Origin of the sequence: Geminicoccus flavidas (genome assembly GCF_009806515.1) — a bacterium.
Taxonomy (GTDB): Bacteria; Pseudomonadota; Alphaproteobacteria; order Geminicoccales; family Geminicoccaceae; genus Geminicoccus; species Geminicoccus flavidus.
In genome coordinates this window covers 1-13,813 of record NZ_WUJP01000590.1, presented here as the reverse complement: position 1 = coordinate 13,813, position 13,813 = coordinate 1, and the positions used below count along the sequence as shown (strand labels likewise).

Annotated in this window: 11 protein-coding genes; 2 read left to right on the top strand and 9 right to left on the bottom strand. The window is 60.8% G+C overall.

What is annotated here, in order from left to right; all coding sequences use genetic code 11:
* The first annotated feature begins 584 nt into the window (after window positions 1-584).
* Both EQG76_RS16775 and EQG76_RS16770 read left to right on the top strand, forming a co-directional pair.
* Window positions 585-2,063 (top strand): hypothetical protein, encoded by a 1,479-nt coding sequence (locus tag EQG76_RS16775; protein ID WP_159715495.1) that lies wholly within the window; start codon window positions 585-587, stop codon window positions 2,061-2,063.
* 29 nt (window positions 2,064-2,092) lie between these two features.
* Window positions 2,093-3,178 carry an acyltransferase family protein gene (locus tag EQG76_RS16770; RefSeq protein ID WP_159715493.1) on the top strand — a complete coding sequence of 362 codons (1,086 nt, stop codon included), beginning with the start codon at window positions 2,093-2,095 and terminating at the stop codon, window positions 3,176-3,178.
* Window positions 3,179-3,442: 264 nt separating this feature from the next.
* Here the strand turns inward: EQG76_RS16770 and EQG76_RS16765 are convergent, their stop codons facing one another.
* From EQG76_RS16765 to EQG76_RS16725, 9 genes are all read right to left on the bottom strand, one after another.
* Window positions 3,443-4,207 carry a GDSL-type esterase/lipase family protein gene (locus EQG76_RS16765; RefSeq protein ID WP_159715491.1) on the bottom strand — a complete coding sequence of 255 codons (765 nt, stop codon included), beginning with the start codon at window positions 4,205-4,207 and terminating at the stop codon, window positions 3,443-3,445.
* A complete protein-coding gene (locus tag EQG76_RS16760; protein ID WP_159715489.1) occupies window positions 4,204-4,818 on the bottom strand; it encodes a serine O-acetyltransferase in 615 nt (204 codons plus the stop codon). Before EQG76_RS16760 ends, EQG76_RS16765 begins: the two co-directional genes overlap by 4 nt.
* Window positions 4,815-6,074 carry a lipopolysaccharide biosynthesis protein gene (locus EQG76_RS16755; protein WP_159715487.1) on the bottom strand — a complete coding sequence of 420 codons (1,260 nt, stop codon included), beginning with the start codon at window positions 6,072-6,074 and terminating at the stop codon, window positions 4,815-4,817. The genes EQG76_RS16760 and EQG76_RS16755 overlap by 4 nt, the downstream gene beginning before the upstream one ends.
* 51 nt (window positions 6,075-6,125) lie before the next feature.
* Entirely contained in the window at window positions 6,126-7,244 is a 1,119-nt protein-coding gene (locus tag EQG76_RS16750; protein ID WP_159715485.1) for a glycosyltransferase family 4 protein, read from the bottom strand.
* 121 nt (window positions 7,245-7,365) lie between these two features.
* Complete coding sequence (locus EQG76_RS16745) at window positions 7,366-8,859, bottom strand: right-handed parallel beta-helix repeat-containing protein (RefSeq protein ID WP_159715483.1); 1,494 nt, start codon at window positions 8,857-8,859, stop codon at window positions 7,366-7,368.
* 35 nt (window positions 8,860-8,894) lie between these two features.
* A complete protein-coding gene (locus EQG76_RS16740) occupies window positions 8,895-10,085 on the bottom strand; it encodes a polysaccharide pyruvyl transferase family protein (protein ID WP_159715481.1) in 1,191 nt (396 codons plus the stop codon).
* The gene (locus tag EQG76_RS16735) at window positions 10,085-11,170 is read right to left on the bottom strand and encodes a glycosyltransferase (RefSeq protein ID WP_159715479.1); all 1,086 of its coding nucleotides are present in this window, start codon (window positions 11,168-11,170) and stop codon (window positions 10,085-10,087) included. Before EQG76_RS16735 ends, EQG76_RS16740 begins: the two co-directional genes overlap by 1 nt.
* Before the next feature lie 113 nt (window positions 11,171-11,283).
* Window positions 11,284-12,750, bottom strand: coding sequence for an undecaprenyl-phosphate glucose phosphotransferase (locus tag EQG76_RS16730; protein ID WP_159715477.1), 1,467 nt, complete (start codon window positions 12,748-12,750; stop codon window positions 11,284-11,286).
* Window positions 12,751-13,090: 340 nt separating this feature from the next.
* Window positions 13,091-13,813, bottom strand: a 723-nt coding sequence (locus tag EQG76_RS16725) for an alpha/beta fold hydrolase (protein ID WP_159715475.1), incomplete at its 5' end; no start/stop codon positions are given.

Below are 13,813 nucleotides of genomic sequence, written 5' to 3'. Positions count from 1 at the left end.
GGGCTTCCGGCCAGAGTTCGACGACCTGGAGACGATCATCGCCCATGCCTGGGCCTGGGAGCAGAAGCTTCGGCAAATGAAGGCAGCCTGAGGAAGCACGAGTTCCCAAGATCCATTCAAGCTTACAGATCCCATGACCATCCTCGTCACCGGTATCGCCGGCATCATCGGCTTTCATGTCGCCCGGGCACTGCTGGGGATCCGCCTGTACCAACTCAGCCGGGCGACGTACCGGCCACCTATGCCGACATCGAGGCCAGCCAGCGCGACCTGGGGTTCGAGCCCAAGACCTCGCTGGAGGAGGGGCCGCCGAAGTTCATCCAGTGGTACAAGGGCCATCACCCGGTGAATTTCGGGATTCAGGTCTAGACCGAATGTCTTCAAGGCGAGCCGAACTAAGATCATTAGGTTACCTGGAGAGGGAGAGGCCATAAACTGACACGAGAGGCGTTATACCGCAGTGCAAAAAGGCCTCCTTTGTGGTTTCTTTCATCATCTCCGGTTGGAGTAGGACTCCGCCATGTCGGCAGAACGTGTTGCTGCCGCAGGCTCGCGTGCCCATTGCTTAAAAGGCCGCCTCCTCAATGTACACCATCATCTCAAGCCTCATATGCACATGCATCACCGGGCTTCTTGTTCTGCAGCATCCCGAGCTGTTGCATTGGTTCGTGGTCCCTCTGACCATGTGCGGCATCCTAATCGGCCGTGATCTCGTCCGGTGGGCCTATGGCCAGATGGACCCGTTTGACCCTGCTGCGCTTGCGGGCCTGTTGTTCTTCAATGGCTTCTACATCGCCCCGATGATGCAGATTGCATGGAATTTCTTTCCTGGTCTTCCATCCCTGGACTGGCCGCACTGGTTTGGTATATGGGGCATTATAAGTTTCTTTGGATTAGCTGTATATGTCTTTGTACGTGATACGAAATACTTGCCTATAAAGGGACGAAGTGTCTATGTCTGGGCTATTGACAATACAGCTCTTACAATCACGGCAGTAATTTTTCTTACTATCAGTGCAGCCTCTGTCGTGCTTGTGTTTGCCCGCTTTGGTGGTCTCTCAGGCATTGCCGCTGCCTACGACATGCGCGCAGAAATGGGACGAAATTCCTATGATCCATTCGAAGGGTTGGGTGTAATTCTTCTGTTCGCAAATGCGTTCACGGTGTTGTTCCCGATTTGCCTGCTGCTCTTCTTGCGCAAGTACAAGGCTATCCGTTCAAATGGGTTCTTCATACTTTACTGCATGGTTACGATCACCGTTGCGGCCGTCGTGGCGGGAGCTTTTGGCAGCCGTGCGAGAGTAATCTATCCGATCTTCATCTGTGTCGCGACCTACCACTTCATGGTCCGGCCAGTTGCACGGAAATGGCTACTGATCGGCGCATCCTGCGTCATGCTGTTGATGAACGTCTACTATTGGTACAAGCAGGGTGGCTTGGCAGGTCTGAACGCGATTTTCGATGAAAGCGCGCAACAGGAGATTCTGGCTCGAAAGCATGTCGACGACGAAATCCGGTTCACGATGACAAGAGATTTCAGCAGAGCAGACATGCAGGCTTTTCTTATTTCAAAGGAACTAGGCGGCGATTTGGAGCACGCGTGGGGCAGAACATATATGGCGGCCGTACTGGCTGTGATTCCTCGGTCTGTCTTTCCTGCTCGTCCTCCCACTGCGGCAAAGGAGAAAACCGAGGCACTCTATGGCGCAGGCAGCTATAGCGAGGAAAGAATGACTAATGTCCTCGTGGGCCTGCTCGGTGAAGGAATCCTGAACTTCGGGCTGGCCCTAGCGCCGCTGCTCTATGCAGGCGTCGGCTACGTAGCCCGTTTCGTGCGCATGCTGCAGTGGCGCTTAATGCCTGGTGACCTGCGCAGGCTCCTAATTGCTCCTGCCTGTATCCTGCCAACCACCTTCACTTTTGCCGACAGCAATGTCATCGCGACCTTCATCATGACCTACTTCCTGTTCCCGACGTTATTGGTGGTCTTTGGCCGTCGGAGGATGAAGCTCTCCCCGCGTCAAGTACCAGTTGGGCGCCTGCATCAAGCTTCCGCTCCCTGAACCAATCACGACTGCAGCAGGAACGTTCCATGGGCAAGTCGTCTGGCGTCGTCTATACGCTTCAGTTCCTAAGATTAATCGCGGCTTCCATGGTCGTGGTCGGCCATTCCTGGCATGAAGCCGTCGATCTCGGCATCACGACGGTCAGCGATCTGCCTCGCCCCGACTGGTTCCATTTTGGAGGAGGCGTCGACATCTTCTTCATCCTAAGCGGGTTCGTCATGTACCTTCTTGGGAGGAATGGGTTCGGCATGCCAGGCTTCAGCGCGACGTTCTTGAAACGCCGGCTTCAACGGATTGTGCCGCCATACTGGTTCTTCACGTCGCTCACCCTGGGCGCGATGCTAATTTTTGCGTCCAGAATGAACCATACGGATATAGGCTCTGCTCATGTTGTTGCCTCATACCTGTTCTTTCCGTGGCCGGACGCTTTCGGTAAATTACAGCCCATTCTTGGGATTGGCTGGACGCTTAACTATGAGATGTTTTTTTATGTGATCTTTTCGATTGCGTTGTTGGCACCACGGCACATCGGGATACCTGTGCTGGTCTTAACGTTCATGGCCTTAACAGCACTCGGGCAGTTCCTCGACCTTCCAGGCCCGCTCAAGTTCTGGTGCGATCCCATCATCTTGGAGTTTTTGTACGGAGCGGCTCTCGCTCACCTCTACCTCAAGGGTGTCCGGTGGCCTAATGCAGTCGGCGCCGCGGTTGTGCTGGCCGGCTTCATGATGCTGGCCTACTGCCACAGCAATGGTTGGACAAGCGGGCCGATCCGCTTTCTGGGAGCCGGTCTGCCATCCCTGGTCATCACGGCAGGCTTTGCTCTTTGCCCCGAGCCGAAGCGGTCGCCGCTCAATAATCTGCTCCGCTTCGGCGGGGACGCATCCTATGTGCTCTACCTATCCCACATATTTACCATCAACGTGATTGGCCTGTTCTGGCACCGCCTCCATCTGGAGGGAGGGGGCATCTTCATCGCGCTGAGCTTTGTGGCGTCGGTCGTGGTGGCTGCAATCTTGCACCGCCTGATCGAGCAGCCTGCCTACGACATGATCAGGGGTATCACGCCTCGGTTCCCGTTCCTCCGGACGGCAGAACGAGGCAACAGCTGAAGCCCAAGCACTTGACATCTCAGGCGGCTAAACAAGTAAGAGCAAAGAGGAGAGATATACGGTCTGAAATTCTGTCGGGCCGGGGTAAGGCTAAATAAGGTGTGGAGCCAGAAAGGTCTGCGGCCGGGCAGTGCCAAGGCAACTTGCGCCTGGTCTCTTGAGCGCCAAAGAAAAAGATGCGTTGCATGAAGACGGCGATAAATACTTCGGAAGCCGGTTCTTCGATGAAGGTGCGGCTTCTCGTAGGGTAATGCTAAGCCTTGCTTATTCAGAGTTGTCGTGATTTGACTGTACCAAATGCTGAAGCAGAGGCATCAGCGTCTCGGCGATGAGGCGCGCACCTTTCGCTGTCGGGTGCAGGAGAGGCTTTGGAGGTACAAGGGTACTCTCCTTGTAAAGTTCACGGTGCAACTTCCCGCCAGAACTAAACAATGCCGTCAGATCAACAAAATGAACCTGAGGATTGTCCCGGTACCGTTTCTCAAGCGCATTATTCAGGGCCGGGATGTCGATCAAGTCTGCTTCACGTGGCAGCACGCTCTGAAGAACGATTTGCGATTGGGGAAGTCGCTGTCTGATGGAGCCAACGATCACGGCGATGGCACCTTCCACCAGTTCCCTGCTCCTTTTGCAAGCTTGATCGTTCGTGCCAATCATGAGCATGACAATAGACGGGTTGATCCTATCGAGGACCCCGTGTTCGATCTTCCACAAGAGATTTGAAGTGTTGTCGCCGCTCGATGCAAAATTATAGGTAGTGAACACGTCAGTATACAGCGAGAACGCTACGTCGGCGCTCCGGTACTTGAGTTGTGCCGTGATCGAATCTCCCAGCAAGATAAGTTCGGGCTGGATCTTCCTGGCTTCACGAGCTTGGCGCGCGACTTCTGCTCTCCAGATCTCATTTCTGGCAGTGGTAGAAGCCGGTCCTAGATCAGGATCCGGGCAATCCGCAGCAACTACCTGATGCGCCAAGGCAAGCATGCCGAAAAATTGGAAGAACAGGATCGCGATGCTACGGGCTCTCACGCCGTCAGCTCTCCGTTTGTCCGAGACCTCTTGGTTCCGTTGGTCCTCCGCCCAACCGCTCGTGCCGGCGCTCCGACCGCGACGACACCCTCTTCCACGGACCGTAGAACCACGGAGTTCGCACCGACCACGGCTCCTTTGCCTATCCGAATTGCTCCGAGCACACACGCCCCGGCGTAGAGTGTCGCCCCCTCCTCGATGACCGGATAGGCGGCCTCACCTCGGCCGTCCTGTCCCAGAGTGACATGTTGGTAGATCCTGGTCTTCCCTTGGATCTCAACACCTTCGCCGATGACGATGCCGGTCCCGTGGGGGAGGGAGATCCCTGGATGCAGGCGGGCCTGCGGACTGATGTGGCAGGACGTCAGACAGACGGAGACGGCCCGTAGAAATCTGCCTGTCGCCTTGCCGGCCGCGCCCCGTCGCCGAAGCGCAAGTTCCGCCCTGTAGAAGAATAATGCCTGGAATCCACTGTGCAGCAGGAGAAGCTTGAGCACGCCACCTAAGGAGGCCTTGGCTCCGTTCGCCTGCGCATCGTGCTTGAGTGCGTTGAGCAACATTGCCGCGGTCCCCTGGTTGACTGTGGGCGAAGTTGCGCTGGCGAGACTCATGACAGCTGCAGGTTCCGGTGTCGCAGGAGGCCCGCGTACCAGATGCACAAGCTCAAGGACCGACATAACTGCACGACGCAGACAGCTCCCACGATCCCAAGAAAGCCAAACATGATGCCGCCAAGCCACGACAAGGCGACCGCGAACACGAACACGGCGACGTTCTGCGTGGCCTCGCGCCGGTAGCGCTGCTTGGCCAGAGCGATCGGCCCCAAAACTACGTTGAGGTGCGCGAACACCGCGCTCAGTGCCAGCACTGCACTGGTCGTACGGTCGACGACGAACTCCTGCGAGAACAGCAGGATCACGAGCGATTCCCGCAACGGTGTCAGTGCCCAGATCATGACCGCGGCACCGCATGCTAGCGCCGAAAGGACCAGGAGCGCGCTGTCGCGCCGGAACACACCGAACTGGTTGTCGCGCACTGCCCGGCCGAGGCTCGGCATCAGGGCCTGGCACAACGCCACAAGGAGAGGCACCGCCGCATAAGTAAGTTGCGTCGTCACAGCGAGTACGCCGACCTCATGCTTGCCCAGCTGTAGTTCGGTGACCACCCGAGGCACCGACGTCGTCAGGGAGGCGAAGAACACAGCCAAACCGGCAGGAAGCGCAAAGGTGATGATGCTCCAGACCGCCGCCCAGTCCAGCTGCGCTAGATGCCGGGTGAGGAACGGCCAGAAACCGGGCTCTGCCGGAGAGATCAACCTGATGATGCGCCTGAGATCCAGGGCCGCGAGCAGCACAAGGTCGGCGAGGACGAAGATCGTGAAGGTCGAATATAGTTCAGAACCACGAAGGAGCAGCAATGTGAAGGCCAGCGGAAGGGCGATATTCCTTATTAATGCCGAAGTGGCGAGACTGATGTAGCGGTCCTCGCGCTGGTAGAGACCGGCGGCAAAGTCGAAGATCGATTCGATGAAGCGCCAGAGGGTCATCAATGTGAAGAACCATACGGCCTCGGGGCTGATTGCCACGAGAATCGCCAGTGATGCGAGACCAGCGGCCAGAGATGTCAGCCCACGCACCTGCAGGGCCGCGACCCCAGGTTCCTTAATTGCGTAGTTCGAGGAGAAGATCTCGCGGAGCGACAGGCTGGCGAGGCGATACATCGGGAAGAGGATCGCCCAGCCCAACGCATAGACGCCGGCCCAGTAGGGACCGTATGCCTTGGAGATGCCGATCAGCAGCAGCCACTGTCCTGCAGCCGACGATCCGACCGCCAGCGCCGAGCAGATGGCATTGACCTTACGCGCCATGACACGCCACCCGCAGGTTCATCAGACGTGACAAGAATGGGTTGGACATGGTCACGCCTGCAGGGCGAGCGCATGGATGCTCCGGTAGAATGCGAACCTGCGTTCAGCCACGGCTGAGAAGCGGTACTCCAGAGCGGTGGCATAGTTGGCTGCAGCCTGGACTTCCATGCAGTGGGGATCGTTGAGAAAGGCCGCGATCCGATCGGCCAGTACACCTGCGTCACCTGACGGTACGATGGCCTGCGGTTGAAGGAGTTCCGGATTCCCGCCCACATCCGAGGCGATGCAAGGCAGCCCCCTGCTCATTGCCTCAAGCAGGGCGCGTGGGAGGCCCTCCTGTCGGGACGGCAGGACAAAGAGATCAGCCAGATCGAGGATCTGCCGGACGGCAGAACCCTGATGCAGGGTGCCCGTAAAGGTCACCCTGCCGCCTAGGCCAAGCTCTGCAACTAGTTCCTCAAAATGTCTGCGGTAGTGACCATCGCCAACAAGGGTAAGATGGACATCGTGACCTGCTTCGACACATCGCGCAATCGCGTGGATCAGGATGTCCTGTCCCTTATAGAGCTGCGACATCATCCCGACATTCGCGATTCGCCACGGCCGCTGCCCGGCATGACGCGCGGGAGGCTGACGTTCAGCAGGATCCCGATAGGCCGCATCATCCAGCACGAGATCGGTATGAGTGAAAGTGGGCTTGCCCGGGCCAGGCGGGTACTCGGCCTGGAGCGCCTTTCTGGTCACGTAGCTCGTGACGCCCGCCTCGCGGCATTGCCGTTGGAGGTTGCGGATGAAGAACTGCTGGAAGAACCGGCGAAGAGGATGCCTCACTGCACCTTTGCCCAACTGGTCGCGCGGGTTGGCAACGCATTGAAGGGCATAGGGCACTCCGCGCAGCCTCGCCAGGAACGCGAAGATCGACGGGATCGTCCCGGGAGTACGCAGGACGAAGGCGGTTCCCGGCTTCATGAGGTTCCAGAGCAACGCAACAATTCGGGGCGCCTGCCTGACGAACTGGCCGGGGCCCCGGTAGGCAGGAATTGGGACGAAGGACACGCGCGGGCCTATCACAGGGCGTGCCGAAGGGTCTTCCACCGGGAACACGCGGCCGACGACGATCAACTCGTCGAATACTTCGAGAAAATGCCGCGCGAAGGAATCATAGTGCATGTGGTGTGATGCGGGCTGGCCATCGCGCAGCGTAAATCTGCCATCCATGATGGTGCAACAGACTAGCCTTGGGACCGCAAGCTCCCGCTCGCCCGCTGCATCGTGCGGCCGGTCCAGGGGTTCATCGGAGTTCGAAGACATCGAGTGGACCTTGTGGACCGAGGATTAACAAATCAGCGTTGGAGCCGGATGGCGGACGAACAAGGTTGCCCCAAGGATTGAGGGATCCGCCGACCTTCCCGACCAGCTCCCAGTCAATTCCGCCGTCACTCCTGCTTCCTGCCCGATGGCTGGGGGAATTCCGGCCGGTGATCCCGGAGTTCCGGCTGAGGTAGACGAAACCATCAACCTGGCAGAACCGGTTCGCGTCCAGAGCAAGACCGGGCTGCCAAGCCGGAACCTCAACCCCATCCAGGCTCGTTCCCGATGCCAGCCGGCGCCACTCAAGCCGGCCGTCGCTCGCCAGGCTGCTGTCCTCAAAGCTCGGCCGACGTGATCCGGACTGCATCCGGAAGCCAGGCGCCGCATTGGCTGCGCGGCAGAGGTCGCCGCCTACGATACGAAACGGATCCCGCCCAAGAATAAGCTGCTCAGCCGACCAGTCATGGTAATCGTGAGGCCAATACTTGATGCTGCACGCCTGGCTGTCAGACGGACCCGATTCATTTCCGTCGAGAATGTTGAGGCGACTTACTCCTCCAAACGATGAAATCAACGAAATTCCGCCATAGAAGACGTTGGTATCATTCAGCGAGTTGAGGCCATTGGAGAAGCACTGATTGCCGATAATGGTATTGAAGGAACCATATACGCCAATGCCGTGAAATCGATTGCTCATGCAACGATTGAAAGACAGCAGGTTTGAATGTCCGGTGACGGAGATTCCGTTGTCTCCGGACCCGGACACCTCATTCCACTCGATGGTGTTGCCATAGGAATCGAAAGTGATGCCGACCAATTCGAGGCCGTTGCCTTCTGTCCGGCAGTGGCGAACCGTGTTGCGGTGGGCTCCTTGCGTCACCCACACGCCGAAGTATCGATTCCGCTGGAACTCGACTGCCTCGATCAGCGCGTCCGTCGCCTCGGGACCCAACAGGCCGATGCCGGTGCCCAGCGAGGACCGCTGGATACCGCCCGAGATCACGCAACTGCGGGATCGCACCTCGATATTGAATGAGCGTGCATTCTCGACGATGCAGGCGATGATGCGAACGCCAGGCGCGGTGACCCGCACGCCGGGCGAAGGTCGTTTCTTGCCTTCACCATCGCCATCGAGGCGAAGGCCATGCAAGGTGCAGTCAGCGGCCGCTTCGATGCATGGCCCGAAGTCGCCCACGAAACGAAGGCACGACTGTTCTCCCTCCCCGACAAGGGTGGCGTCACGGTTCAGGCGGATGGTCTGTTGCAGCCGGTAACACTGCTCGGTCGCCGGAACGACGATGGTCCTGGCACCGCTCGCCAACGCGGACAGGAAGGCGGCGCTGTCGTCCGTCTCACCATCACCTACCGCGCCGAAATCCTTCACCGAAACGATTTTGTCATGCGGCGAGGCCATGGCTGCCTTTGGCAGAGCGGCAACGCCGACTAACAGCGGGAGAATGGACCGGCGACGCATGGCATTCCCGACTCCACAAAAATGGCCGAACTCATCTAGGTGTGGCTGGGCTCGTCGCCGAGCTGGCCCTGTTGAACGGCAGCGCGACCAGCATGCGCCGCATCGGCCACCACGGCCGATCTCGCCACCGAGACGAGACGTCTCGCGTCCATGCGGACCTTCGTGCCTGCCTGGTCGATGCGGTTCCAAAAATCCGATGACTCGAGCATGAGCGCCTGCGCCTGCTGCTTCACCGCATCAGGATCAAAATGATAGACCGAGTGGACCAGTTCCCTGATCCCGAGATCGCTATACGCGCCGAAGCCCTTGCGCTCATAGGTGAGATGGACGGCGGGGTATCCTCGCAAGATCGAGCCCAGCGCGCCATGCAGGCGCACGGACACCACCACGCCGCCGAGGCCGTCTGCCAGAGCATCCTTCACGGTCCGGAACGGCCCCCTTTCAGGCCAATGTGCCTGATAGAAGGCCCGGTCGTCATTGCCGCGACCTTCCGCCTGAACAATCAGTTCCGCGCCAGACAGGCCGTCCAACAACTCATTTAGGCGGGACAGGTAGGTCTGCCTTGCCCGTCCGCGGATCGGCAGATCCCGTGCGATGATCAGGGCCCGTTCTGCACAGGGAGCCCGAGGCGCGTCCTGAAGAGCTTCCGCGATCGCGATGACCGCCAGATCCGGACACCGTTCACAACTCTTCAGACCAGACAGCAGCTGCAGCGACCGGTCGTCCCGCACAAAGACTTGGTCGATCCGCGCGAAGAGCTGCCGGATGAGCCCGGACAGCGGCCAGATGAATGGTCCGATGCTTTGCGGAAAGTACAGTACCGGCACTTGCGCCCGGCTTGCCAGGAACAGTTGCGGCAGGTGGGCCAGAAGAAACTTCAACGCTTCAAGCGGATTCTTGGCGCGCATATATCCGCCGCCGACGCCCACAATCAGGTCGGGCTCGATACGCTGTCCACCGACTATGACCGCCGTGGGCTTGCCCAGGGCCTGCACCGACAGGTCCCATGCGGTCTTCAACGTCGTCAGCAGTGACCGGCGGTCGCCGAGTCCGGGCATCTGCACGACATCATACTGTTCGCGAAAGCTCTCGGCATCGATAGCGAGGACCTGAATCGCGGCACTTGGCCCAAAGGCAGAGCGAAGCACAGCGACGGTTTCGTCCACCAGCAAGCCATCGCCACTGTTCCGACGGCTATAGGCGTGCAGGATCAAAATGCGGGGCATCAGGACACTCGTGCGGCAGAATGCTGGGGTACAGATCGCCGTGCAGCGAGCGCCGTCTCATAGCAGTCGAGCAGCGATGCCTTGAGGCGCTGGATCGAATGGCAGTCGCTGATCTGGTCGCTGACACGCGCGAGCGCCGCGCGCTTCGCAGGATCCAGCAAGGCCAGCATTGTCCTGGCGGCTTCCTCAGGATGACGGACCATCGAACCGATCGGGAGACCGCTAAGGTGAGGAATGGCCCGGGCAACGATCGGACGACGAAGCTGAGCGGCTTCAAGAAGAGAGACCGGTGTCCCTTCCCACGCGGCGGTGTGGAAATAGAGATCCAGGCCTTCAAGATGCGCCAGGGCCTGATCGCGGGTGACCCAGCCGGTCACTTCGACTCCTGCTTCAATCAACCGCGCTTCCCAGGAGGAATGGGCACCGCCGATCCACTTGAAGTGGAAGTTCTTTCCTTTGAGCGGCTTGATGGAACTTAGGAAGAAGTCAACCCCCTTCTGCTCATTGGCGCGACCCAGCATTCCCACGGTCACGGCGCCAGGTGGTCCTTTTGCCGGGGGCAGGGTTCTCGGGGGAAGGCTGACCGCGTTCCGCAACGTCACGATCTTCGGCGGAAACGGAAACCTGCGGCTGAGTTCCGCCTCATAGTCGCCAATGGCTGCCAAGACCGCCAGACGTGGCGCGGCCGCTGCCTCGAACCACTTGATCGCCGTTCTCACTAACTGCGGGATGTCGGAACGTTCGAAGCCATAACAGTGAGGACTGTAGATCAGCGCTGGCCTGACTGGAGGCAACAGCCTGCCGACAAAGCCTGCCACAGATGAATGAAAGTGCACCAAATCAGGCTCAAAACGCTTAATGACCTCAAGACATGACCTGTAGAAGCTCAACAGCGAGCCCTGCATGAGGTGGGTGTCCCGGAATGGGATACCATCTTCATCCGACGTCCTATGATCATCCCTGGTTCGGAAGAACCCGTAGTGGACGTAGCTGTCGCTGGTGGCACGGACATAGGAGTCGATTGCTGAGACAATGCCGCCGCCAAATGCTTCGGATACATGAAGAACTGCGGGCTTGCGAGCCATGCGGGCAAGATCCTTGCATCTTGGCTAAGGCGTTGATCGGCAAGCAGACCCTGCAACGGGTCCAGGCAGCGTCAGGAAGGAACTGAGCTGACAAGGTAGGTGAAAGGCACCGCTCAGTAAGCTTTGGAGTCGCTCGCGACCAAGCCGACCGTCCGCAGCATGATCCAGAGATCGAACCCAACCGAGCACCGCTCGATGTACTCCAAGTCGTACCTGATCCGCTGCTCCATCTGAGTGAGGTCGCTGATCTCCCCCCGTGCCCCATTTACCTGCGCCCACCCAGTGATCCCGGGCTTCACCCGGTGCCGGGACAAGTATTCATCAATTAAAACACTGTAGTGATCGTCATGCGCCACCGCGTGCGGCCGTGGCCCCACCAGGCTCATATCCCCCAGCACCACGTTGATGAGCTGCGGCAGCTCATCCAGCGAGGTCCTGCGCAGGAAGGCGCCGAGCGGGGTGACACGGGGGTCGTTCTTGCTGGTGTGGGCGACGAAGCCCTGGTCAGGGCGGTCGCACAGGTCGGTGTACATCGAGCGGAACTTGAAGACGCGGAACTGCTGGCCGTGGAAGCCGACGCGGGCTTGGCGGAAGAAGACGGGGCCCTTGGAGGTCAGCTTGATCGCGATGGCGATGGCCAGGAGCAGAGGCGAGATCGCGACCAGGAGGAGCGAGCCCAGGATGCGGTCTTCCAGGGATTTCAGGAGGTACTTGCGCTCGTCGAGGGGACGGTCGAGCAGGCGCAGGGCGGGGCTGTCGGCATAGGTGGTGATGCCGCGCAGCGGGAGGGCGCGGCCGTTGGCGTCGATGCCGGGCAGGAAGCTCACGCTCACCGGGTGGCGGCGGAGCTTGCCGAGCAGGGAGGCGACGCGCTCGGTGGCGGACCAGGGGAGCGCAATGACCACGTGCTCGACGCGCCTGGCCTGGAGGAAGCCGGACAGCCAGCGGCCCTGGTCGGGGCCGAGTGGAGCGTCGAGGTCGGTTTCCAGGTAACCCAGGACGAGGGTGTCCTGGTCGTGCTTGCGCAGGCGCTCCAGCGTGGCGTGGCCGTGGGTGCCGTTGCCGACCACCAGGACGCGGCGGAGCAGGAAGCCGGCTTCCTTGAGGGCAGCGACCGCGCGGGTGAGCGCCAGGCGGATCAGGACCAGGAGGGCGGCGGTGGAGAGGAACCAGCCGAATGCCCAGACGCGGGAGACGTCGGTGGAGACCTTGGCCAGGAACAGGATGGCCACGCCCAGGACCATGGCCAAGGTCCACAGCGCCAGGGCGTAGCGGATCTGGCGGCCGGTGCGGCGGAGCTGGTCTTCGGCATAGAGGCCGGCGAGCGAGAAGGCGTTGCTGGCGAACAGGGCAACGCCCAGGAGGAGGAAGGCCTCGGTCGCGACGAAGCTCGGGGCTCCCTCGCGGACGAAGGGCACGATCAGGGCGCCGGCGAAGATCGCGAGGAGGTCGGCGAAGCGCAGGAGGTGGGTGAGCAGGACCGGGGAGAGGAGCCGGCGGCCGAGGCGGCCGCGCAGGCGGGAGTCCGGGAGGATCCGGAAGCCGTCCGGGGCGGCGGCATCTATCGCACGCGGTGCCATGCTCGACCTCGGGCTGACGGTGTCGTTGCCGGCTGAGACCTGCCCCATGACCCGCGGCCACAGGACCGCGTCATTTCCGGCAACGGGGCCAATGACCTCCGACGATCAGCGGGAAAACTTCGACCAGCACCCTTCGAAGATCGGCAACCTCTCACATGAGGAGAGACTGCTCCCTCTGATCAACTGCGGGTATTTTAGGCGAAGCCGATCGAACCGCAACAGTGCAGTGCAGCAATTGCCTGCGGTGCCAGTGTCGCAGCAGGTTTTCCGGAACCAGGCGACAAGTTGGGGCTTGGAGCTGGATGTGCGTAAGGAATGACCGGTAAATGACTGGCGGCGTTCAGGAAAGGCCGATCAGGAAGCTGGCGAGTGCCGCCCGGAAATCAGCGCGGTAGCGTTCCGGGCTGACCGCCTTGGGCGTGATCTCGGCGAGCCTGACGCCGGGGATCGCGCGGGCGAGCGTGCGGACGTGGCGCAGCGGGTGGATCAGGTCCAGGCCGTGGCCGAGGGCCAGGGTCGGGACCTGGAGGCGGGCGAGGTCGGCCTCCGCAATGCCGGGGCCGTCGGCAGAGATGCGCTGGAGGAGGGCGGCGGTCACGGCCTGGGGCGGGCGGGCGAAGAAGCCCAGGAGGGAGGCGAGATTGTCCGGAGCGTGACGGCGCAGCCGGGTCGCCAGGGGGCTCTGGAGGAACAGGTGGCGGGCGACCTCCGGCGGATGGCGGGCGAGGAGGCGGCCGGCCAGGGCGTTCGGGGCCATGTTGGCGGGAGCGTGGCGCGTGGTCCAGGCGGGGCGGGCGAGGACCAGGGCGCGGACCAGGTCCGGGCGGGTGATGGCCAGGCGAAGTGCTATGGCAGCACCCATGGAGATGCCGCCAACCACGGCGGGGCGGCTGGTGCTGGCCTGGAGGAAGGCAGCGGCGTCGTCGGCGAAGGTGCGGATCGACAGGCAGTCGAGGGGGCCGGGAGGCGAGGCGCCGTGGCCGCGGCATTCCAGGGTCAGGCGGCGCAGGGCGGGGCTGGCCGGGAAGATCTCGGCCGGCTGCGATTGCGCGCCGCACAGGCC